The organism is Schlesneria paludicola DSM 18645 (genome assembly GCF_000255655.1).
Lineage (GTDB): Bacteria > Planctomycetota > Planctomycetia > Planctomycetales > Planctomycetaceae > Schlesneria > Schlesneria paludicola.
On sequence record NZ_JH636435.1, the window covers coordinates 664,191 to 686,834 of the forward strand.

19 protein-coding genes are annotated in these 22,644 nt (G+C 56.4%); 11 read left to right on the forward strand and 8 right to left on the reverse strand.

The genetic code is table 11. The annotated features are described in order from the left end of the window. The first annotated feature begins 94 nt into the window (after window positions 1-94). The 10 genes from OSO_RS0120195 to OSO_RS44365 all read left to right on the forward strand — a co-directional run bounded on the left by OSO_RS0120195 (window position 95) and on the right by OSO_RS44365 (window position 10,398). Complete coding sequence (locus OSO_RS0120195) at window positions 95-415, forward strand: EutN/CcmL family microcompartment protein (RefSeq protein WP_010584976.1); 321 nt, start codon at window positions 95-97, stop codon at window positions 413-415. A gap of 137 nt (window positions 416-552) precedes the next feature. After that, window positions 553-1,971: an aldehyde dehydrogenase family protein gene (locus tag OSO_RS0120200; RefSeq protein WP_010584977.1), complete on the forward strand. Its 1,419-nt coding sequence runs from the start codon at window positions 553-555 to the stop codon at window positions 1,969-1,971. A 73-nt stretch (window positions 1,972-2,044) separates the two neighbouring features. Further along, window positions 2,045-2,299 carry a EutN/CcmL family microcompartment protein gene (locus tag OSO_RS0120205; protein WP_010584978.1) on the forward strand — a complete coding sequence of 85 codons (255 nt, stop codon included), beginning with the start codon at window positions 2,045-2,047 and terminating at the stop codon, window positions 2,297-2,299. Window positions 2,300-2,345: 46 nt separating this feature from the next. After that, entirely contained in the window at window positions 2,346-3,167 is an 822-nt protein-coding gene (locus OSO_RS0120210) for an RpiB/LacA/LacB family sugar-phosphate isomerase (RefSeq protein ID WP_157605358.1), read from the forward strand. 45 nt (window positions 3,168-3,212) lie between these two features. After that, a complete protein-coding gene (locus tag OSO_RS0120215) occupies window positions 3,213-3,494 on the forward strand; it encodes a EutN/CcmL family microcompartment protein (protein WP_010584980.1) in 282 nt (93 codons plus the stop codon). A gap of 32 nt (window positions 3,495-3,526) precedes the next feature. Further along, window positions 3,527-4,441 (forward strand): class II aldolase/adducin family protein, encoded by a 915-nt coding sequence (locus tag OSO_RS0120220; protein WP_050986241.1) that lies wholly within the window; start codon window positions 3,527-3,529, stop codon window positions 4,439-4,441. Window positions 4,442-4,587: 146 nt separating this feature from the next. Continuing rightward, window positions 4,588-5,511, forward strand: a complete 924-nt coding sequence (locus OSO_RS0120225) for a malate dehydrogenase (RefSeq protein WP_010584982.1) — start codon at window positions 4,588-4,590, stop codon at window positions 5,509-5,511. A gap of 12 nt (window positions 5,512-5,523) precedes the next feature. Next, complete coding sequence (locus OSO_RS48310; RefSeq protein ID WP_157605359.1) at window positions 5,524-6,603, forward strand: App1 family protein; 1,080 nt, start codon at window positions 5,524-5,526, stop codon at window positions 6,601-6,603. 240 nt (window positions 6,604-6,843) lie between these two features. After that, on the forward strand, window positions 6,844-9,543 hold the full coding sequence (locus tag OSO_RS0120235; RefSeq protein ID WP_162130553.1) for a beta-propeller fold lactonase family protein: 2,700 nt from the start codon (window positions 6,844-6,846) through the stop codon (window positions 9,541-9,543). A gap of 348 nt (window positions 9,544-9,891) precedes the next feature. Continuing rightward, window positions 9,892-10,398, forward strand: coding sequence for a universal stress protein (locus OSO_RS44365; protein WP_010584985.1), 507 nt, complete (start codon window positions 9,892-9,894; stop codon window positions 10,396-10,398). Window positions 10,399-10,538: 140 nt separating this feature from the next. Here OSO_RS44365 and OSO_RS0120250 read toward each other — a convergent pair whose 3' ends face one another. From OSO_RS0120250 to OSO_RS52045, 3 genes are all read right to left on the reverse strand, one after another. Further along, complete coding sequence (locus OSO_RS0120250) at window positions 10,539-12,131, reverse strand: bifunctional aminoglycoside phosphotransferase/ATP-binding protein (RefSeq protein ID WP_010584986.1); 1,593 nt, start codon at window positions 12,129-12,131, stop codon at window positions 10,539-10,541. Between the two features lie 126 nt (window positions 12,132-12,257). Beyond that, a complete protein-coding gene (locus OSO_RS0120255; RefSeq protein WP_010584987.1) occupies window positions 12,258-13,064 on the reverse strand; it encodes a S1C family serine protease in 807 nt (268 codons plus the stop codon). Window positions 13,065-13,396: 332 nt separating this feature from the next. Further along, window positions 13,397-13,546 (reverse strand): hypothetical protein, encoded by a 150-nt coding sequence (locus OSO_RS52045; RefSeq protein ID WP_237729377.1) that lies wholly within the window; start codon window positions 13,544-13,546, stop codon window positions 13,397-13,399. Here OSO_RS52045 and OSO_RS0120265 point away from each other — a divergent pair. Beyond that, window positions 13,529-14,266 carry a CHAD domain-containing protein gene (locus OSO_RS0120265; protein WP_237729361.1) on the forward strand — a complete coding sequence of 246 codons (738 nt, stop codon included), beginning with the start codon at window positions 13,529-13,531 and terminating at the stop codon, window positions 14,264-14,266. The two genes, OSO_RS52045 and OSO_RS0120265, sit on opposite strands and share 18 nt — an antisense overlap. Window positions 14,267-14,291: 25 nt before the next feature. On the opposite strand, the gene OSO_RS0120270 is transcribed toward OSO_RS0120265, so the two are convergent. The 5 genes from OSO_RS0120270 to OSO_RS0120300 form a co-directional block, all read right to left on the reverse strand. After that, window positions 14,292-14,513: a hypothetical protein gene (locus tag OSO_RS0120270; protein WP_010584989.1), complete on the reverse strand. Its 222-nt coding sequence runs from the start codon at window positions 14,511-14,513 to the stop codon at window positions 14,292-14,294. A 120-nt stretch (window positions 14,514-14,633) separates the two neighbouring features. Further along, the gene (locus OSO_RS44370; RefSeq protein ID WP_010584990.1) at window positions 14,634-15,113 is read right to left on the reverse strand and encodes a universal stress protein; all 480 of its coding nucleotides are present in this window, start codon (window positions 15,111-15,113) and stop codon (window positions 14,634-14,636) included. 653 nt (window positions 15,114-15,766) lie between these two features. Further along, entirely contained in the window at window positions 15,767-17,158 is a 1,392-nt protein-coding gene (locus tag OSO_RS0120290; protein WP_010584991.1) for a DUF1501 domain-containing protein, read from the reverse strand. Window positions 17,159-17,172: 14 nt separating this feature from the next. Then, on the reverse strand, window positions 17,173-20,484 hold the full coding sequence (locus tag OSO_RS48315) for a PSD1 and planctomycete cytochrome C domain-containing protein (RefSeq protein ID WP_010584992.1): 3,312 nt from the start codon (window positions 20,482-20,484) through the stop codon (window positions 17,173-17,175). Between the two features lie 80 nt (window positions 20,485-20,564). Further along, on the reverse strand, window positions 20,565-22,583 hold the full coding sequence (locus OSO_RS0120300) for a prolyl oligopeptidase family serine peptidase (RefSeq protein ID WP_010584993.1): 2,019 nt from the start codon (window positions 22,581-22,583) through the stop codon (window positions 20,565-20,567). Window positions 22,584-22,644 lie beyond the last annotated feature (61 nt).

A 22,644-nucleotide genomic window follows, 5' to 3' on the forward strand; every position in this document is an offset into this window, starting at 1 on the left:
CCATCGTCCTGTCCGCGGGATGTGAAAGCAGACCGTGACAGGACAACCGAGCGGATGGGGAACTTTGATTCCCGGACGCTCCTGAGGATGCACCATGTTTCTCGCACGTGTGACAGGCAGTGTGATCTCGACGCAGAAGGTCGACGCGATGATCGGCCAGAAGCTGCTTGTCGTTGAACCGTTGCGCGTGAATGAGAAAGACCAATCCGGACTCGTTTCGACAGGTCGCACCTTTATATGTGTCGACACAGTCGGAGCAGGGGAAGGTGAAGTCGTCCTGATCGTTCAGGGTTCCAGCGCCCGCTTCACGCCGCAGACGAAACCGCTACCGATCGACTGTGCCATCATCGGTCTGGTGGATTCGGTTCATCTCGGGGCGAAGTCGATCTTCGATGCGAAAACAGAAGAAACATAGACAAATCGCGGATCGCTTCCGGTGAGCCATATCTCATCGGCAAAGTCCGCTTCCAACAAATGATATCGACTCCAGCGACATCGCGGTGAACGAATCGCTGAACCACTTTTGCAGATCACTCGACGAGATCAAAAATTATGCAAGCGAATGCAGATACGATTCGAACCGTTGTGCAGGAAGTGCTCGCTCAATTGGGAAAAGCCCCTAAGTCATCGACGCCCGCTCGCGACGGTGATTTCGGCGTCTTCCAGTCGGTCGATCAGGCGGTAGCCGCTGCGAACGAAGCCTTCAAAAAGCTGAGCGAATCGCCCTTGGCAGCACGAGCGACTGTGATTGAATGCGTTCGCCGGATCTGCGATGAACAAGCCGAGGAACTCGGCACGCTCGAGTTCCAAGAAACCAAAATTGGCCGACTCGATCACAAGATCGAGAAGCTGAAGATCATCAAGCTGGTTCCCGGTGTGGAATTCATGCGAACGGACGCGGTCAGCGGTGATCACGGCCTGACCGTCACGGAATACGCTCCTTTCGGCGTGATCGGGGCGATCACCCCCGTGACGCACTCGCTGCCGACTCTGGCAGGTAACGTCGTGAACATGATCGCCGGTGGTAACACCATGGTCGTGAACCCGCATCCGAATGGTGCTCGCATCGCGTGTGAAGGCGTCCGTCGATTCAATCGCGCCATCTACAAGGCAACGGGGCTCGAAAATCTCGTCACAATCATCGAGAAGCCGACGCTCGATACGGCAGCAGCCATCTTCGCTCACCGCGGCGTCAAGTTGCTCTGTGTGACGGGCGGTCCGGCAGTGGCTCGGGCTGCAATGGAAAGCCGCAAGAAGGCCATTGTCGCTGGCCCTGGAAATCCGCCGGTCGTCGTCGACGAAACCGCCTGCCTCGACAACACCGCATCGTCGATCGTTAAAGGTGGGGCCTACGACAACAACCTGCTGTGCATCGGTGAAAAGGAGGTGTTTGCCGTCGAAGAAATCTTCGATCCGCTCCTCGACACAATGAGCCGTCACGGTGGCTTCCAATTGAACTCATCGCAGATTGATGCTCTGTCGAAGCTGGCGTTCACACCTCCGACCAAGCCGGGCGATCACTATCACCTGAATCGCGATCTGGTCGGTCTTGACGCTTCGAAGCTGGCCGAATTGATTGGCGTCCGAGTTCCTGCCGGAACGCAGCTGTTGTTCGGTGAGACGGATACCTCGAACCCATTCGTTCCCGAAGAACAGATGATGCCTTTTGTTCCATTCGTGCGCTGCCGCAACTTCTCGCACGGCGTGGAACTGGCACTCGAGTTTGAGCATGGCTTCCGCCACACCAGCCTGATCCACTCACGAAACGTTCGTCACATGACGCGAATGGGTCGAGAAATGGACACGACACTGTTCGTCAAGAACGGCCCTTCGATGGCGGGACTGGGACTCGGCGGACAAGGCTATCTCAGCTTCAGCATTGCGACCCCGACGGGTGAAGGCGTGACGAACCCAATGACGTTCACCCGTCAACGCCGCTGCGTGCTGGTTGACGATCTGCGTGTGATCTGATGCCGGTCGTTCCGCCACAACAACCGGCAGGTGAGACGAGAGTACGAGAACCACTTCAGGCCGATGACGCATCATGCAACTGGCAAAAGTGATTGGACGAGCGACCTCAACGGTGAAACATCCGACGCTGAAAGGCTGGCGGATGCTGCTCGTACAACCACTGGGACCGAACGGTGTCCCGGACGGTGCGCCACAACTGGTAATTGATAACCAGGGCGGCGGAAGAGGCGACACAGTGATCATCTCATCGGATGGCAAGACGGCGAAGGAAATGGTGGGGGCGGATACCACGCCAGCACGTTGGCACGTGTTGGGACTGGTCGATTGAAAGAATGCTCGATGTTCGGCGGCGGACATCGCAAAGACGAGTGGACGTGACAGTGAATCAGGCCTTAATCGACGAAATCGTGACGAACGTGCTGACGCAGCTTCAGCGCGGTTCCGTTCGTCGTGCGCCCGTCGAATCCAAGCCCGTCGTCGCTCCCTCCTCCTCATCCAATTCCGTCGCCCCTGTTTCGAGCGTTTCAACAGGCCTCTCGTCGCCAGTGCCTGTGCGAATGCCCTCCGCAAGTGTGCTCGCATCGACAACTGGCATTCCGGCCGTCGATGCGAAACCAGCGGCGGTTGAAGTGCTGGCTACAATCATTACCGCAGATGTCCTGGAAAAATCCGTTCGCTCTGGACAGACTCTTCGTGTGGGACGCCGTTCCATCCTGACGCCTTCCGCTCGCGATTGGCTGAACTCGCGACGAATCGTCTGGTCGCGTCAGGATCGCAGTGCGGAAGCGGGAGCATCGGGTGCTGGACGAGTCAAGTGGCATGTCATCCTGCAGACGGTGACACCGACGGTCAAAGCATTGCAAGACGGAATTCGCCGTTTGGCCGAAGGCTGGAAAATCGAGCTGGTCGGTCAGCCGCTGGAAGCAGCCACCATGGCGACAAGTCTGGTGAGTACTGCGGAATGCGACGGCGTCGTCATTTTCACGGAACAGGCGGAGCTGATCGCCTGTAAGGCGAATCGGCACGACCGTGTTCGCGCGGCCGTGATCGACAATGCGAAGCAATGGGAACATGTGGTTCGAACACTGAGCGCGAACGTCGTCTGCATCAGTCCCATCGGAAAGAGCTTTATCGAACTGAGAAACCTGCTGCGAGACTGTGGCGGCACCAAGCCGCGTTCGCCTGCGGACATGTGAACGGTGGTCCGACGACGTGGGAAACGACATAAGAAGATAAACCGAATGCGAATCGGCGAAGTGATCGGCAAGGTGACGTTATCCAAGTGCGACCCGATGGTTTCGGGTGGGACGTGGCTGGTCGTTGTGCCGCTGAGCGTCGCCGGATTGAAAGGGGATCCCGCGGGACGCGAAGAACCGATTGTCGTTTATGACGAACTAGGCGCGTCCCCTGGTGCGAAGATTGGATTCAGTGAGGGTGGTGAAGCAGCGAATCCATTCGCTCCGAATTACAAACCGCTCGATGCCTACAACGCCTGTATTTTAGACACGATTGAAGTCGATTGACCGACAAGTTGACGAACAAAGGATCAGCCAACATGGCCAGCCAGTGGAATTCCGGAATCAACGACCGGAAGCTCAAAGAAGAAATCTGTGAAATCGGCCGCCGCGTTTACAACAAAGGTTTCGCCGCGGCGAACGACGGAAATATTTCGATCCGCGTGGGCGAGAACGAAGTTCTCTGTTCTCCGACGATGATTTGTAAGGGCTTCATGACGCCCGATGACATCTGTGCGGTCGACATGGAAGGCGTACAGATCGCCGGCAAGCGGAAGCGCACCAGCGAAGTTCTGTTGCATCTGGCAATCATGAAACATCGTCCCGATGTGAAGGCCGTGGTCCACTGCCACCCACCACATGCCACCGCCTTCGCCGTGGCTCGTGAGCCGATTCCTCAGTGCATCCTGCCTGAAATCGAAGTGTTCATGGGTGAAGTGCCGATTGCTCCCTACGAAACGCCGGGCGGACACGCCTTCGCCAATACGGTGGTTCCGTTCCTGGCTAACGGAACGAACACGATCATCCTGACGAACCACGGGACCGTGACATTCGGCAAGACCATTGAAGAAGCGTACTGGAAGACAGAAATTCTGGACGCGTACTGCCGAATCCTCCTGCTGTCGAAACAGCTTGGAAAGGTCACGTATCTGAATGAACGTGAATCGGTAGAGCTGCTCGACCTGAAGAAGAAGCTCGGGTTTGATGATCCACGATTCCACGTCGAAGATTGTGACCTGTGCGGCAACAGCGCGTTCCGCGACGGCTACAAAGAAAACAAGCTCGAGCCCGTCGCGTTCGAGCCACCACCCCAGTACGCCGGCTATCTCGAACGACAGAAGAAGCCCGCCGCGGCTGCTCCGGCAACGCCCAAGCCAGCTGCTCCTGCGGACGTGGACATGGACACGTTGGTAAAACTGATTACCGAACAAGTCATCGCAGCCATGGCGAAGTAAACGACAACGGTCGACTGGGCCTGATGAGTGAGCGGGGGCGACCCCGGGAAGCTCGAAAACGTCATGAGATTCACGGTCCTGAGGTGCCTGCCCCTCATTGGTGAACAGGCAGTCAAGGCGAGTCCGCATTCACGAGAGAGTTGAACATGAAAGTCAGTATTATCGGCGGTGGCGGTCTGGTGGGTTCATGCGCGGGATTCGCCTTGCAAGCCGGCAAAATTGTGCGGCACATTCATCTAGTCGACGTGAATCAAGATGCGTGCGAAGGTCAGGCACTCGACCTGCTGCATGGCGCCAGCATTCTCGCCGATCAAAAGATTACGTCCGGCGACATGAAATCGTGCTCGGACAGTGACTGCGTCGTGATCACCGCCGGTCTGCGCCGCAAGCCAGACGAAAGTCGCCTGGATCTGATTAACCGGAACGTGGTCCTATTTCGTGGAATTCTGACCGAACTGAAGTCCAGCGGCCTGAAGAAAGACGCCATCGTCTTTGTCGTTTCGAATCCGGTCGATGTTTTGACCTACTTGGCGATTAAAGAACTGGGCTTGCCGGCGTCGCAAGTCATCGGCCTGGGCACGGTACTCGACACAACTCGTCTACGCAGCATGCTGGCACAACGACTGGATGTTCCACCGACCCAAGTCGACGTCACGATTTACGGCGAGCATGGCGATAGCATGGTTCCAATCTGGTCGGCCGCACAAATTGCGGGCCTGCCCCTGGACAAGTATCCCGGCGTGAATTCGCAGTTGATCGCTGAAGTAGAAAAGAAGACGCGCGGCAGCGGTGCGGAAGTGATCAAGAAGAAAGGCGGAGCTGGATTTGCTGTTGGTGTCTCGATTGCGGACGTCGTCCATGCCATCGCGCTCGACCAACGACGGATCCTTCCTGTATCATCCCTGCAGTCGGGAGCGTTTGGCCTGCGGGACGTGGCCATCTCGGTCCCGACAGTCGTTGGTCGGAAAGGAGTCTTGGGCGTGATCGAAGTCGATCTTTGGCCCAAGGAAAAGATGGCTCTCCAGAAATCCGGCAGCGTCTTGCGAGAAACCATCGAAAAAGTCCTGTAAAGGCAAATGCCCGTGGCCTTGTTTCGCAGCTTCCGCCGTTATCGCAAGGCCATCGGGCGCGACGAACAGATCGTGATCTATCCGTCGTTCGCATCGCGGACGGCGGATGACCGCGGTTGGTCACTGGTCGTTCAAGGCTGCGTGTTTGATCCGCGTATTCCCTGGCTGCGCCGAACGCCCGTCATGGGACTGATCAAGCGGGCGATGCGCATCGATCGCGCCGCCGATGAGTATTTCCGTCAGCGGATGCGACAGTTTCTGATGTCGGGCCTGAAAGGCCGCGCCGTTGCAGTACGCGTTGCCGACCGCGAGTTTCAGGTTGCAGAATCGGACTACATGGGGCTGTTTCGCGGCACCATCGAATTGTCCGACAGCATCGCGAGCGAGTATGCCATGCCACTCGAAAACGGGGGGCGGTGGATCGACTGCCATGCGGTGCTTGGTGCGAGCGACACGCGCGAGTTCCGTGGTCCAATCCAGTTGGTAGAACCGACGGGCGTGTCGATCATTTCCGATGTCGACGACACGATCAAACACAGCAATGTCGGTAACCGGCGCGACCTGTTTCGAAACACGTTCACACGCACGTTCGTTCCGGTCCTCGGTATGCCGGAACTGTATCGCGACTGTGCGGTCGCGGGAACGGCATTTCACTTTGTCTCGGGCAGTCCTTGGCAGCTCTACGAGCCGATTCATGATTTCTGTCGAGCCGAAGGATATCCGTTCGGTTCCTTTCATCTGAAGCGTTTTCGGTTCCGCGAGGCTGCTCGCAAGTTGCGCATGTCGCCACAAAAGGCGCACAAGCGAGCCGCGATTGAACCGATCCTCGCCGCCTTCCCCAATCGGCGGTTCGTCTTAATCGGCGATTCGGGCGAGCAAGACCCCGAGATCTACGGTCATCTGACGCGCGAGTTTCCCGGTCAGGTCATCGGGATTTTCATTCGCGCCATCCGTGGTGAAACACGCAATTCCGAACGGATTTTAAAAGCGTTCGACGGAATTCCTCCCGAACGTTGGACGCTCTACACGGACCCGACGGACATTCGTTCCCAAGTCGCCTCCCTCGTTGCCCGCGACGCCGCCCAAGCGTAGTCCCCCCGCCACTGAGACCTGGATTCAGCCTCTTCTCAGTGTCACCGTGCCTCTGTGTCTCCCCTCCCCCCACTAGACCCACATGGACGTTTCGCGTCCTTCGGGCGCACATTGGTAATGCGGGAGACACAGAGAGGAGGCTGAATGGAAACGAGGTTACGATACCGATAGCATTTTCGCAGCTCGTAACGAAGAAGCATGGTGGCTCTGCTTGTCCTGTCGCTTAAGGAATTCTGCGAAATGAAATTCACTCGGATTGCGGTCCTTCTGACGATGTCTGTTTCCTGCCTACTCAGCGAGGTCTCGCATTCGCAAGAGCCAGCAATCGAAGTCTCGAACGATCGTGTTGGGCGCACCCGCGAAGACGCGATTGTCACGCCCGTCAATCAGTTGCTGACTCCGTACGGCAAGCAGGTGGAACTGGCGGGGCTCAGGCCCCAGGCGCTCGCCTTGTCGCCGGACGGGCGGATCTTGGTGACATCCGGCAAGACGAGCGAATTGATTGTCCTCGCGCCGGAAACGGGCGAGATTCTTCAACGGGTTGCGTTTCCGAATGATGCACAAGTCGAGCCCGCCGTCCCTGATGAAGCGTCGCAGAACATCCTCGCGCCGGACAAAAAAGCCCTTGTCAGCTTCACCGGCTTAATCTTCTCGCCCGATGGGAAGTGGATTTACCTCAGTAACGTCAATGGCTCCATCAAGGTCTTTGCCGTCACGGACGGCGGCGAGGTTCGACCATCGCATGCGTTCCCTTTGCCTCACGCAAATGCACCGCGGAGAAAGCCCGAGATCCCTAGCGGGCTGGCGGTGACGCCTGATGGACACAAGTTGTATGTCTGCGGCAATTTGTCGAATCAACTTCATGAACTAGACATCGCGACTGGAAAGACGCTTCGCAGCTTCGATGTCGGGGCCGCGCCGTATGATGTTGTGCTTGTTGAAGACAAAGCCGTTGTGAGTAACTGGGCGGGGCGTCGCCCAGGCGCCGACGATGTCCGCGGTCCAGCCGGGCGTGGAACGGAAGTACGGGTTGATCCCGTCCGGCATATCGCGAGTGAAGGTTCGGTCAGCATCGTCTCACTCGAGGGGGAAAAGCCGGTGGTCGAACTCCTCGTGGGATTGCATGCCAGCGGATTGGCAGTCTCGCCCGACAAACAGTTTGTGGTCTGCGCGAATGCGGCGAGCGACTACTTGAGCATCATCGATGTCGAAAAAGAGAAGGTCATCGACACGATCTGGATGAAAGCCAAGCCGTCGGACATTTTTGGTGCGTCGCCGAATGCCATCGCCTTTCATCCTTCCGGTGAACGATTATACGTCGCGAATGGGACTCAGAATGCAATCGCGGTCGTGCATTTTGAACCCGAAGACAAGGGTGAGTCACACCTGACAGGTTTAATCCCTGCTGGGTGGTTTCCAGGTGCCGTCGTCTTCGATGCCGGGCGGAATGCCATTTATTCCGCGAACATCAAGGGGCTGCCCATGGCTCCGAAGAAGCAGGCGAATGGCGTGGAAGGATACAACTCGCACCACTATCACGGCTCCGTTTCCCTCATGCCGCTTCCCGATGACGAAACGCTTGCGAAACTTTCAGAACGCGCCGCCAAGAACCTCCGCCGTGCCGCAATCGCTCAAGCGGCATTGCCACCGCGCCCGAACCAACCGTCGCGCGCGATTCCGGAACGCATCGGCGAGCCCAGTCTCATCAAACATGTGGTGTATGTGATCAAAGAAAATCGCACATACGACCAGGTGTTCGGAGCATTGCCGCAGGGGACCGGTAAAGCGGAGCTCTGTATTTTTGGAGCGGATATCACGCCCAATCAACACAAGATGGTCGATGAGTTTGTTCTGCTCGACAACACCTATTGCTCGGGAATCCTGAGCGCCGACGGACACCAGTGGAGTACGACGGCCTTCAGTACGGATTACATGGAAAAAAGTTTTGCCGGGTTTCCACGCAGCTATCCCGATGGAATGGGAACCGATGAAGCGGATGCAATCGCGTATTCGCCTGCCGGATTCCTGTGGGACAACGTGATGGCGCACGGTAAGACGATTCGGAACTTTGGTGAGTTCATGGAGCCCACGTGTCGCTGGGCCGATCCGCAAAAGAAGGGCGAGCCCGACTATCTGGCGTGTTACCGCACTTGGAAAGGGCTGTCGAACGAAGTCATTTTCAGCTGCAGCCCATCGATCGAATCGATTCGCCCCATTTCATCACAGACATACGTCGGCTGGAACATGTCGGTGCCCGATCAACATCGAGCGGACGAGTTTCTACGCGAGCTGAAGGATTTCGAAGCCAAAGGCGAATTTCCCAGCCTCGTGATTGTGTGTCTTCCAAACGATCATACAAGTGGAACCAAGCCCGGCACACCCACACCAGCCTCGTGCATGGCCGACAATGATCTCGCGTTCGGCCGGATCGTAGAAGGACTCAGTCGCTCGAAGTTCTGGAATGACATGGCGATTTTTGCGATTGAGGATGATCCACAAGCGGGCTGGGACCATATCAGCGGGTATCGTACCACCGCCTATTGCATCAGTCCTTATGTGAAACGGCGGCAGGTCGTCAGCACCCAGTACAACACGACTAGCTACCTGCGAACGATGGAACAAATCCTTGGTTTGCCACCAATGAATCAGTTCGACGCCAGTGCGACACCGATGTTTGACTGTTTCACCGATCAACCCGACTTCACGCCATTTACCGCGGTCGCAAACAATGTCCCGCTCGACCAGATGAATCCCGACCCGAAGGCGATCCTCGATCCGATTCTGCGTGAAGACGCCATCATGTCAGCGACTTTCAATTTTGCGGAAATTGATAAGGCTCCAGAAGACGCATTGAATCGAATTCTGTGGCGCTCACAACGAGGAAGCCAGCAGCCGTATCCAGAATGGGCCATTACTGTGGTTGAGGACGATGATGATTGAACGCGGTGGAGTTGGATGATTCACCGCCAGTTGGACGAATCCCGGTGTCGTGAATCCATTGCGATCGATGTGCAGACGGCGAATCGACGCGATTCCACGCCAAAAAAATAAATGGCGAAAGCGAGACGAGCGGCGTAACATCTATCGTTGATGGGGTTATCTTTTCCTGTGTTCTGCGAGAACGCCTCTCATTGGTCGGTTTTAGGCCGGTCGGCATCGCGATTGCTATTCTTTCTTGTGCTCATCGGCAAACCGCTGGCGTTGTCAACGGCCACCGGACGCCGCATTTAGTTTCCAGACACGGCGGGACACTGGTCGAGCGCGTGTCGATTTCAGGAAGGGTGCACCATGAAGAATTTACTCGTCGCCGTTGATTTCTCGGATGTCACCGACCGAGTTGTGGCCCAGGCCGAACAGTTGGCGCATGCCTGTGGTGCGAAAGTTTGGCTGCTGCATTGCGTGCATGAAGATCCAGTGTACGCCACCATGGGAGAAGTCCCCGTGGTGCTACCATCGCCAGACGAAGATTTGTCACTTCGGTTCGCCGGCGAACACCAGCGGCTTTTGAAGCTCGCAACAACCTTGCGTTCAAGCGGCATTGATGTCGCGACACTGTTCGAGTGGGGGGTACCCACATACGAAATTCTGTCGCAAGCGAAAGAGCACTCCGTTGACATGATTGTCATGGGTTCACACGGACACGGTGCACTTTATCAACTGGTGTTTGGTTCTGTCGCAAAATCGGTGATGCATGAAACGACAATCCCCATTTTGATCGTCCCGAGCGAGACACACAAAGCCACACACGCAGCAGCCGAGAGCAAATGGGAAGAACCGATGGCGACACCCTATTGATTTCATCCCAAGCAGGGGATGGCGACGAGGTAGATTCTGCTCGCCCCCAAGCCCCTTCCTGGTTGAAGCATTGCGCGAAACAACCTCTGGAACTTCCGGACGGAACATCCTTTTCGGCGTTGACTCGTTGCGCCTCAGGATCAATCTGAGGCAAGTCGCTTTCGAATTCTGTCCGCCACGCTCGGACCATTCGTGCAAGAAGTATCGACATCGACGATCTCGGAAACCTCTGAGCTTGTGAGTGGATCGGCGTGACGAACTTGTTGGTGGAGAACCGCTACGTCACCATCTGACGCGTCTTTGCCGCGAGACTGTCGTCGACGAACCCGTTCTTCCAGCACGTGTTGGGGAGCCGTGCAGGCGACGATCACGATGGGAACCGACAGGTTTTTCGCCAGTTGCGCAAACCTCGCGCGCTGTTGCCGCTGCAAGAATGCGGCGTCAACGATCACGGAATAGCCTGCTGAAACGATGGTCCGACTTAGCCGTTCTAATTCTACGTACGTCAGCTCTGAGGCTTTTTCAGAATAAAGCTCTGTCGCGGATAATAGAGCGTCGTTGCTGACGATCGCAGGCCACAGGCCCGCCAGGCGCTTCCGTTCCACATCAGAGCGGATCTGGATCGCCGGCAAGGTAGCCGCAAGGGTCAAGGCCACCCCTGTCTTGCCGCTCCCGCAGACTCCATTCATTAAGACGATCGATGGAGGAAACCGTTCTGTGAGTTGTTGGGCGAGTGTTAGATAACTTTCGAGTTCATCATGTTGCTTCGTCTGTTCGGCCGCCGACACCCCGGCTTGCCGCAGTCGAAGCGCCGCGACCTTCGCGCGAACGAGAGCGCGGTAGGTCAGGAAGTATCGTAGGGCGATCAATCCGCCGAAGTCACCTGTTCGTTCGAGATAGCGGTTGAGTAGATACCATCCAGCATCGGGCTCGCCTCGATCAAGAAGATCCATGAGGAGGAATGCGACATCGCTCAACACGTCAATCCAACGCAAATCCGGATTGAACTCCAGGCAATCAAACAACGTGGGTTTGCCGTCAATAAGCACAAGATTTCCAAGGTGCAGATCTCCATGACACTCGCGAACGAATCCGCGGCGTTTCCGCTCCTCGATCAGGGGACAAAGCCGTCGCCATTCGGTGTCAGTCCAGTGCGCCAGAAACGCGACGGCCGATTTGCATCTGTCTGGCACATCTTCAGATTTCAACGCATCGATGCAGGCTTGAACCGTCTGCCGCATCAATATGGCTCCGCCAAATGCCGACTCAGGTGGGGCAACGGCGGCCTTCTGGTGGAGATCGGCGATTTCACTCGCAAGTTCATCCAAGACCTCACGAGACAGTTCCATTCGATCGAGACAGCTGTCAAGACGTGCGGCATCGGGAAACTGATACATCCGCACTGCGTATTCCAGCACGGGCCCCGATCCAGCGAACCGCGGACCCGCTCCTGTGCTCGTCAGTCCAATGACCGAGTCATACAACTCAGGAGCGGTGCGGTGATTAAGACGCAATTCTTCTTCGCATGCCGCATGGCGAAGTTCGAGCGTCGTGAAGTCGACGAAACCCAGGTTCACAGGCTTTTTCAGTTTGTAAGCCCACTCGCCTGTCAGGACTACCCAGGAAATATGAGTTTCCAACAGCCGAATGTCTTGGACCGGATGTGGATAGGTTTGAGGGTTCAACAACGCTTCGAACCAATCGGGACGTCGCACAGAGTCGTTGGCGGTCATGCGTATGAGGTCCGATTTCGATCTGACGAGTGGCGCAGCATTTTGTTCTGACAAGCTTTCAAGCAGCGCCGCGAACTCGTTGGCCTGCTCGTCGTGAGGTCATCAATGCACCGGGTTCGAAGCTGGCTAGAAGTCAGCGTGCTCATCATCCGGAGCGATCAACCGTGGAGTGTGCATGCCCAGGCCATGCAGAAGTTGAGTCCGTTCATGCGGCGATAATCTCTGATCGGCTTCAATTCGTGCTCGAATTTCATCTCGCGTCCCTTGGTATTCGTGCTGCTGAAGCGTGCCAGATCGATCTGGATGTGCCACATTCACCTGAAAGTGGCCTTTGTCCAACTTCTTGATCGTGATCGAGTCGAATTCATCCCATCCCAAGATCTGCGGAGCGGGCAATTGATGCCGGCGAATCATCCGCGGACGCGCACTGCGAATCGGTGACCTTGCGAGAGATCCATTCGAAAGAGCTTCGATTGACGCGACTGAACGCTCGCCAAGTTTCACCATTAGAGTTTCAGGACGGCCTTCGTGGATCAAGCTGAGCTTGACTTCGCGCCCTGGTCGATCGCTGGCCACAAGTCGCACCAATTGCTCGGGCGTGAACAATTTTTGATCGTCGTACGCCAATACGATATCATGCACTTTCACCCCCGCATGATCGGCGGGAGAGTCCGCGCTGACCATCGTCACAATCAACCCTTGCTCAGACGAATTCACGCTTTTCAAATGCGTGACAACCGCAGGATGAACCGGTTCTACAACGATTCCGAGAAATGCCATCTGCTTCACGTCAACACTCGAACCAGCCTCGGATGTTGGTGCTGCCAAACTGGCGGGGGCTTGGTTCTTGTCTTCAGCACCTGCCCAAGACGTGAGAGCTCCCGACAATGCAATCAAAAGCAACGGATGACCGAAATACAGTCGGCGAATCATGATTCTGCTCCTCATCCAAGTTGTTGGGCGTCTGTCCGATTCCGCCACGTCAGATGACGATCTTGCGACATCTCAATGAATTGTGTTCCCAATCGACGTGGAATCGCCGTCGATGGCATGGGGCGTGCCACACAGGCTCGCGAAATCATTGGAGGCGAGCCGGAATCGATGGACGATTAAGTGCATCCGAAGTGCCAATTGCGACAATCTTCGCGATTGGTCCATACGGACGATGTCAAATGTGCTGTTGGCGCCTGCAGGGGCCGCTACCAACCGGGTTACCCTGCAACCCGTTCGAAAGGATCGAGACTGCGATGGGTGCTCAAGTTTCTTCAACTCATTCCATGTGTCAGGACCAACTGCGTCACCGACTGAGCCGCGTCGCCCAGGCGATTCAGATCCAGTCGACGAAGCGACAACCAGGGGTAGAACGAGTCCATCGGCTGCGAACGGAAATTCGCCGGATCGACGTCAGACTTCAACTTTTGAATGACGTTTTACCGAGGCGAGATACGTCAAAAATACTGAAGAAGCTCGATTGCGTGCGAAGTCGAGCCGGACGTGTCCGCGATCTTGATGTCCTAAGGCCACTTTTGACACCTGAATGTGAGCGGCCTGCAGACGATGCGAACGAATGGCTTTTGCACCGACTTGATCAACAACGCAATCAGGCGGCGCGCGACTTGATGGATCAATGCCGCAAAGCAATTTCACACAACCTGACGCAGCACCTCAAAGAGTTCAGACGCCTGATTCAACAGCAATCCCATCGATTCGATCCTGGCGCGATTCATCGGTCATTTCGCCTTTTGATTTCACAGCTATTTTCAACGGCGAAACGAGCGCGCACAGATCTTCAGCAGCTTCATCCACTGCGAAAAGCTCTCAGAAATGCACGCTACGCCATTGAGGCGATTCATTGGGACGAATGTCCCTCAACCGCTCGGCGGGTCACGATGAAATTGGCCATGTTCCAAGATGTCTTGGGCGCTGCCAACGATCAAGCAGGACTTCTGGCGTTCTTTAAGGACAGCGACAACTCATGCGCATTCCCTGCGCGACGCCAACGAATTGCACTGCAAGTGCAACAACTTGAACAACTCAATCCCAAGGCCGCTCAAGCCGCGATTCATCATGTTTGCCAAGGGCTTGCGGAGCTAACTCCCGTGTTCACAATGCTCGTCCAGCAACGTCCCCGATAACAGCGCTAAAGTGATGATAGATCGATCAGGATCTCTGCAGAGCCAGTTCAGGTTGAACGCCTGGCGCGGCATCATCGATACATGCAAACTCCCGAACGACGACGGCGACGCAAACTCCAACAACCGTGAGGCATAGCATGCTGCCATACATCACCAAGGGACTCGCCACCGAACCGCCAAAGAACGCCAAGCTGCAATTCACGACCTTAGTGGCCATAACCCCCGCACCAATGCACGAACTTTTCATAATACAAACTCCATTCTCGATGGGTGGCGAATTCTCGCCGTAACACGTTTTGAGTTCCCTCTCTGTTTCGCTCCAGTCAATTCCGATCGATTGGACAGCAGACTGATCGCAAAGCCATCGCTACATGAATCGCGGCGCCATAATGGGCGCGACAGTTGGGCGTGTCAGCATCGGTTCATTCGGATCGCGGTCACGAATTGTGAGAACCGGGCAGCGCGCATGCCGAAGCACATATTCGGCAACGCTGCCGAACAACAAATGCGCAAGCCCTGTTCGACCGTGTGTTCCCAGAATGATCAAATCGCACATGCGATCCTGCGCCATCCAGCAAATCACTTCCCCTGCATCGCCGGCTTGTTGCACGCGGACAATCTTGTCGCGGTGCGGAGAATCGCTCAGGATCTCGTTGAGCTGCAGTTCAATCCGGGCATCACGTGGGTGTTCCTGCCCTTTGAGCGAATACGAAAGTGGAATGTCGAAGACATGCAACAGCAGTAACTCTGCATTGGCTTCACGAGCCATCTGCTCTGCATAGATCACCGCTTCTGCAGCCGTGTCAGAGAAGTCCGTCGGGCATAGAATACGTGTGATTTTCGGCATCGTTTGATCCTCCAAAACTATTTTTGGCGTTCAATCTCAATTGGGCAATTCGAAATTTACTGAAATCGTGGAGACCATGCAGATGCCCAGGCTCAGCAAACAAAGGTCTCTTGACTGATGTCCAGCACTCTTGCCACGAGTCACAGTACGACTCGGCAATCTTCAGGGACTGCGATTAAAGAGCAGCCCGCGTTCCAAACACCGTAAAATCAATTGCCTTGGCTGGCATCTGGTGAAGTAGGGAAGGAGCGAGGATCGATGGCACCAGCATTCCGAGCATAGCGAGCCGGTAGCAGTCCAGATTCCCCTGATTCAAACTTCGAGCGGATGCCGTTTTCCCCGGACGACTGATTGGAATTCAGTCAGCCGGACAAAAATTGGCCAAGCCAATGATTGGAACGTTAGTCACTCTTTGATCTGCACAAAGTTCGACACACCGTGAACGGGTCTTTTGATTGCAGCACACGGATTGATCTGAATTGCAGAGAGCATCGGCTGATTCGAGCGACAATCAAAGACGTGTTCTCTGCTTCGGTTGGATCTCAGCACGATATTGTCACACGACGCATCCGATATGCTGCGCGGAGTCGTGTTAAGTCGCCCCAGGGAACTTCACAATCATTTCCCGCGTTTCCGGCTTGTGCGGAGACCTCTCAGCCAAGAATCCCCTTGAGGACCGTGCCCTCAACGTCCGTCAACCGGAAGTCCCGACCAGCATATCGATAGGTCAACCGCTCGTGATCGATCCCAAGCAGATGCAAGATTGTCGCGTGATAATCATGGACATGAACAGGGTTCTCGACGATGTCGATTCCGTACTCATCTGTGGTCCCATACGCCAGCCCGCCACGAACTCCCGCCCCTGTCAGCAGGCAGGTAAATGCGCGATGCCAGTGATTTCGGCCCGGCCCCGGATCAAACGGGGTTCGTCCAAACTCGGTGCAGATGGCCACCAGGGTCTCATCGAACAACCCCCGTTGCTTTAGATCGCGCAGTAACGCTGTGATGGCGCGATCAACGCGTTCCGCCTTGGGGCGATGGTGCTGCATATCGCCGTGTGAGTCCCAGTTATTGCTCGCCCCACTATCGATGATCTCGACGGCGCGAACGCCACTTTCGGCAAGTTTCCGAGCTGCCAAGCACTGCCAGGCAAAGCTCGTTCGGTCGCCGCGTTCCAGCCCATACATTTCGTGCGTCGCATTGGTCTCCTGAGAGAAATCCAGCACGCGAGGCGCCATTTCCATCATACCCCGGGCCGTCGCAAAACTTTGACTGCGGGCGGCAAGTGCCAGGTCACCCGGGCGTGCATCGACAAACCGCGAGTTGAGATCATCCAGCATTCTGGCTTCGAGCGACCTTAACGTGATGTCTTGCACGATCGGACGCAAGTTCGGTATGGGATCATTCCCCGGTATGACACGCGTCCCTTGATGGATGGGCGGCAGAAAATTGGAATCCCACAACTGCGAACCGCCATAAGGCAAGTGTTCGCAAAGCACAACATAGGGTGGAAGGTTGGGGTTGTCAGAACCCAAACCGTAGCTGAGCCACGCCCCCAGACTGGGCAACGGCACGGTCGCTGACCCCGTATGCATCGCCAGCGATGCCTGAAAATGTTCAACGATGTCCGTCTTCATCGATCGAATCACGCACAAGTCATCGGCCAGCGTGCCAAGCTGCGGAAACAGCTCGCTGATCATCAGCCCACTCTCACCCCTGGGAGTGAACTCAAATGGCGAAGGATTCAATGGCTGTTTGGCGACACCGCGAAGATGGGCCCCCTCGACAATCTTCCCGCGATCACGCAGCAAGGCCGGTTTGGGATCGAATGTATCGACGTGCGAGAAGCCACCCGTCAAAAAGATCTTGATCAGCCGTTTGGCCTTGGCCGGAAAGTGCGGGCCCGTCGGCGCGACAGATCGCATCTCACCCGCCATCGCTGCGGATTGCAACTGGGTGCGCAAGGCGAACGCACTTAAGCCAGCGGCAGCCGAGGCACCGCAGGTGTGAAGGAACTGACGACGTGAGCTTCGAGTGCCGGACATACTGAGCTCCTCGGTCATTCGACGTGAAAGAATTCGTGCGAAGTCATCAATGCGCGGCAAACGGCCGTCCAGGCATACAGATCGTCGCTGCGCGGGACCGAGTCCTGTAGAAACTGAGCGATTCGCTCGGTTTCGATTATTTCCGGATGTCGCTGATAGGCAATTTCGAAAGCCGTCTCAATGCGTCGTTCTCTCCTGTCCGCCAGCACTCGCTTTGCAAAGGCCTCGGCATATCCTTTGACCTCTTCATTGTTCATCAAATAGAGCGCTTGGGCTGTGACGATCGAACTCGTCCGCACGCCAGTCGTCGTATTGGTATCCGGGCCATCGAAAAGCGAGAGAAACGGGTGACGTTGCAGGCGTGGTGTCATCAAATACACGCTGCGGTGCAGGCTGGAGTAAAACTCCTTGAACTGATTGTGCTGCGTGTAGCTCCATTTTGCGATGGGCGGGAAAGGATGCGCCGATGGTCGCGATAGGTCGAGTTGTCCGCTGGCCGTCAGCATCGCATCGCGAATCGATTCGGCATCGAGACGCCGGCGATTGTGCCGCCATAAATAGGTGTTCGCTGGATCGGAGAGATCATTCTGGGTGTCTCCCATGCTTGCCAATCGCCAGACGCGAGACGTCAGCATCAGGCGATGGAGCTGTTTGAAGGACCAACCATCAGCGACGAAACGGCGTGCGAGCCAATCGAGCAGTTCAGGATGGGTCGGCGGAGCACCACGCAATCCGAAGTTCGAAGGTGTCGCGACAATCCCTTGCCCAAAATGGATCTGCCAGACTCGGTTAACGATCACACGGGAGGTCAGAGGGTGTTCCGGGCGCGTGAGCCATTCTGCGAGTTGACGTCGACCGCTTTCATTCGCGGGGACGGTCGGACTTTCGACGCTGGTCATAAATGTGGGAACGCCGCGCGCCACGACAGGACCGGGCTGGCCAGGGTCGCCACTCTTCTGGACGTACGCCGCGCGTGCGATGCCCTCATGAACTGCGTACGCAACGGGAATCGATTCGGGATAGCCGCGGCGACGAGTTGTCTCCATCGGCGCGCGGCGCCCGTTCTTCGCCGCTTCCCACTTTCTCTTCATCTTATCGTGCTCTGTCTGAACGGCAGCCAGCTCCGACGAACTGGAATTCGTTGACTTCATCGCAGCCAACTTATCAGCGAGTGACGCGAGTTCGACGGGAATAGGACTGGCCGCTTCAAGTTGAACAAATTCGGCCTCAAGTGTTTTTTCTTTCTCCGCATTCTCGGCGAGCAAGGGCTCCACTTCGGCCGCAGGAATCAGCGGGACGAAATGCTCGCGAGGCAACTTTTTGGACTGAAACTCTTCGGCCCCCGCCCAGGGAAACTGCGTACTCTCGAAGATGCCGTACAGCCCGTAGTATTCCTTCGTCGTAACGGGATCAAACTTATGGTCATGGCAACGAGCACAGCGCAGAGTCAGCCCCATAAGACCCTGACCGACAGTATCGACGGTGTCTTCTAACGTAAGATGCCATAGTTCATAGGGCCCCGTGGCATAGCGACGGCTGAGTGCCAAAAAGCCCGTCGCCGCAATTTGCTCGGCGTACCGCTCTCGTGGACCTTCTGCCGCCAGCAGATCTCCTGCAAGTTGCTCGCGTAAGAACAGGTCATACGGTTTGTCGGCATTGAAGGCATCAATGACATAGTCCCGATAATATCGTGCCTCGGGGACGGGATAATCGGCGTTGTCACCCGCCGTATCCGCATACCGAACCACGTCCAGCCAATGCCGCCCCCAGCGTTCTCCGTAGCGAGGAGAGGCGAGCAGTCGCTCGATCAACTCATTCCACGCAAAGTCATTCCAGGGTGTCAACGAACGAGTCGCCTGTTCCATTTCCTCGGCCGTCGGGGGAAGTCCGAGCAGATCGAAGTACAGTCGCCGAACCAAGGTCCGTGCGTCGGCTTGCTCCATCGGTTTGAGCTGACGTTCGGACCACTTCGCCGCAAGAAAGCGGTCAATCGGGTGATCACCGGATACATTCGTCGTCGCGGGAACTGGGGGTGTCGTTAATGGTTCGAAGGCCCAGTGACGCGCGGAAAAGGACGGATCGCCGCCTTCCACGAATTGCTCTGACTGGGACGCCGCAAGGGGAATCCGATATTTTGAGGACAGGTGGGCTTCGACCCCGCCGCGTTCGTCGGCGGTCAGATGGCGGTTGTAGACAATCACTTCGGCGACATCGCCCGAGAAGCCTTTGGCCCATGCCTGCGCATGACCGAGAAAGAATCCCAGGTCACTTCGTCGCGTCAGGTCTGGCGATTCGCCACTTCCCGTCAACAACCCAACCGACTGACTGTTCAACAGAATCTCGGATGTCGCAGCCAGCGGACCGCGCCGTTTTGTCAGCGTCATGATGACAGGCGGTCCATCAAGGACGGGCTGGGACGATAGGTTCGTTGGCGACGCATTATGGCCCCAGCCACCCACAAGGATTGGTACTCCGGTGGCTTCTGCAGACTGCAATCCAATGGCGATCCCCCGTGCCCGTTGCGGATCGTGAGGATGGCTGAGTTCGCCTAATCCGGCCAGCAGGCTGACCTGTCGGTCAGAACCGCTTTTCAAACGTGCCACCACGAACATCGTCAGCTCGCCATCCCCCTTGATGCCCGGCGCGCTCGTCGCATTTCCGCCCATTCCGCTCGCGGGCTCGAATCGCACGGCCGGAAAGCCCGAAATCGAACTCTGCGAGACGAATCGGGCCGGTTCCCCCGTTCCTCCCTGTCGAGCTCCGGCGGTCGCGGCAAGGTCGTGTCCGCGCCCACTCTCGTCCTCCCAAAGTGCGACTGCCTGACCCTCTTTCCATGGACGGGCATCCGCCTTGAGCCACAATTGAAGCGCAGGTTGCAGCACAGGATCATTGGGCATCCGCGGAGAGATCGGCGATGAAACAGCAATGCGTCGTGACTTGACGGGAACGTACGCGGGCCAGTTGGCGCCCTCTTGTACCCAGTGCTCAAAATCATGCACCACTTCTGCCGACAAGGGGGCCGCCGGCGGCATGACGAAGCTTTCGTCAGTACGGCGAATGGCCAGAATGAGCGGACTTGCCTCCACGTTTCCAGGACGGATTGCCGGGCCAGAATCACCGCCTTTCAACAGCGATTCACGCGAATCAACTCGCAAGCCGCCTTTGACCTGATCTCGCCCATGACACTCAAAGCAGCGTTCAATCAGAACGGGGCGGATCTTCGTTTCGAAAAACAACTCACCGGCATCCGCCCCCCACAGGCTGTCCGTCGTCAGGATTACGAACGTCCAACTGAGTGCGAATGCAACAAGATCGCGTCGTATCATGCTGGGGCCCCGCTCCTATCACATGTCCTAATCTGCATATGATAGCGGCCGCCCAAACTCAATTTGAAGGTCGAACGCCTCTATTGCGGGGATTTTGCTGAGATCCCCCACGACTCGTCGAAGTAACCCGCCTTTACGACGTTGTCATCCCAGCCACGATCGAATGACTGTGTTGAATCAAGTTTCAAGACGGCCCAGTCACCCCAGCGCGGAAACAGCAAATAGTTGAACTTGGCGAGATCCGACTCTCGAAAGGTGTGCCCGCTGTTAAGCACGACATAGCGATTGTCGGCTCCCGGCAATGGATTGGGCGCAATCAATGCCGGCAGGTGGTCGGACGCGGGATATGTCATCCCGGCGAACTGAAGTGACTCGCGAGTCCACTTCAAGGGAAGGTCTGATAGCACCCGGGTGATCAGCGAGTTGCTGCCAGGGTCACCAAACAGAATCAGGTTTTTTGATTCCCAGTCCTCGGCGGTGACATCGATATCATTTTTGATGGGTAGCTCACCACGGAAGTAGTGATGCCACTCATCCGCGAAACGTTTTAGACTGGCATCGGCATACGAACCGGCCGCTTGATTCCACGCCTGTCCAGTTCCGCGTACGCACAGAAACGGGGTGGCAAAGGCGTCGTCGATCGGCCCCTGAACGCCGGGCCGCTTGACGGTCCGTGACAATGGAGACTCGTCCCACTGCCATCGTCCATCACGAGAGGCGATGACCATGGATTGCGGTTGATTTGACGGAAGCAGTTTCACCGGGAGTTCTATTCCGCCGATGCGGACCGACTTGGGGAATGCGGGAAGCTTCGCTACATCAATGGCGAATTTCGAGATATTCAGCGGTTCATCAATGATCAACACGTCATTTTCCATTCGCGCCGAAAATTCAGCGCGGGCATAGTGCTGTTTAAGACCGAGTATCTGTAGCCAATGACAGCGGCCGTACTTCAGCGTCCAGGTGACGAAACGAAGTTTCCCACGAGCCTGATACCCCACGGCCGCATGTTCGGCGATTTGACGCAGTTGCTCCGTCTGTGTGACGGGGTCGATGACATGTCCGGTGTCGGGTGAAATTAAATTTGTCATCGTTAAACCCTCACGCGCCATCGCTTCATGCATGATCACGTGGGCCTGAAAGAACACATCTTTTCCGCCGATGCAGGCAATCGCAGGGACAACACCTGCGTTGGCGGCGTAATCGACGGAATCAAGCATGTGCAGACCTTGCTCTTGATGTTCAGGCAGCGGACCGACGACGACGAAACCGGGTATGGGCGTCTGCGAGAATTTGTGCGTATCCACATAGCCGCAATACGGGCCCAGGGCGATGAAGCGATCGGGGTGCTTCAGCCCGAGATGCCATGTCCCCGATGCCCCCATCGACATGCCGCGCAGCACAATTCGGGTACGGTCAATCTGATATCGGCGACAGACATCTTCGATCGCTTCGAACACATCGGTCTCACCCGACCAGCGGTAACAGTTTTCCACACGTCCCAAAGGATGCAGTTCAATAAACGGTTGATCGGGAGGTGATGCGGTCTCGTCATCCCCCTCGTCGAACCGAGCGATGAATCGCAATTCGCTGATGCCAACCGGCCGCGAGCTACCGTGCAGGACCACATCCAGCCGGATTGGCGTCTTTCCATCGTACGATTTCGGAACGACAACGCCGTACGGCTGAACCGATCCATCAACGACCGAACGGTACCCCAACGCGATCTTGCCGTGTCGTATCGTCCAAGGATGTCGTCCCTGGTTGATTGCATCCAGACGCTGCTGACCGCGGCGAACGGCTCGTTCCATCTGTTCCACGTCTGCCGCGGTAAAGTCACGGTCATAGCGTAAAGCCCAGTCCAACCCCTTAGAAAAGATCGCAGCGTCGCTCCACTCGCTCGAGGACTGCTTGGACAGCGGTTCTAAGTGGGACCGCTGTTCTTTTGCTTTTCGTTCCAGTGCCACCCGTTGCGCATCGGTCAATGGAGCAGGGGCCTGGGCCATCGCCGAGGCGCGGGACCAGATGAGTGAGGCGCACAACATCACCAGAAAGAATCGCAGTCGCGTCACAGTCAGACCTTCGTCAGAGGTTTTCATTTCGAATCGAGGATGTCATCACCTCGCGGCCAATATCCGCGGTGGCATACGATGCAGTCAC

Bases quoted from the DNA above. Each gene is read 5' to 3' on its own strand.
- OSO_RS0120195 (WP_010584976.1), top strand. From the start codon at position 95: ATGTTTCTCGCACGTGTGACAGGCAGTGTGATCTCGACGCAGAAGGTC.
- OSO_RS0120200 (WP_010584977.1), top strand. From the start codon at position 553: ATGCAAGCGAATGCAGATACGATTCGAACCGTTGTGCAGGAAGTGCTC.
- OSO_RS0120205 (WP_010584978.1), top strand. From the start codon at position 2,045: ATGCAACTGGCAAAAGTGATTGGACGAGCGACCTCAACGGTGAAACAT.
- OSO_RS0120215 (WP_010584980.1), top strand. From the start codon at position 3,213: ATGCGAATCGGCGAAGTGATCGGCAAGGTGACGTTATCCAAGTGCGAC.
- OSO_RS0120220 (WP_050986241.1), top strand. From the start codon at position 3,527: ATGGCCAGCCAGTGGAATTCCGGAATCAACGACCGGAAGCTCAAAGAA.
- OSO_RS0120225 (WP_010584982.1), top strand. From the start codon at position 4,588: ATGAAAGTCAGTATTATCGGCGGTGGCGGTCTGGTGGGTTCATGCGCG.
- OSO_RS0120235 (WP_162130553.1), top strand. From the start codon at position 6,844: ATGAAATTCACTCGGATTGCGGTCCTTCTGACGATGTCTGTTTCCTGC.
- OSO_RS44365 (WP_010584985.1), top strand. From the start codon at position 9,892: ATGAAGAATTTACTCGTCGCCGTTGATTTCTCGGATGTCACCGACCGA.
- OSO_RS0120250 (WP_010584986.1), bottom strand. From the start codon at position 12,131: ATGACCGCCAACGACTCTGTGCGACGTCCCGATTGGTTCGAAGCGTTG.
- OSO_RS0120255 (WP_010584987.1), bottom strand. From the start codon at position 13,064: ATGATTCGCCGACTGTATTTCGGTCATCCGTTGCTTTTGATTGCATTG.
- OSO_RS0120270 (WP_010584989.1), bottom strand. From the start codon at position 14,513: ATGAAAAGTTCGTGCATTGGTGCGGGGGTTATGGCCACTAAGGTCGTG.
- OSO_RS44370 (WP_010584990.1), bottom strand. From the start codon at position 15,113: ATGCCGAAAATCACACGTATTCTATGCCCGACGGACTTCTCTGACACG.
- OSO_RS0120290 (WP_010584991.1), bottom strand. From the start codon at position 17,158: ATGTCCGGCACTCGAAGCTCACGTCGTCAGTTCCTTCACACCTGCGGT.
- OSO_RS48315 (WP_010584992.1), bottom strand. From the start codon at position 20,484: ATGATACGACGCGATCTTGTTGCATTCGCACTCAGTTGGACGTTCGTA.
- OSO_RS0120300 (WP_010584993.1), bottom strand. From the start codon at position 22,583: ATGAAAACCTCTGACGAAGGTCTGACTGTGACGCGACTGCGATTCTTT.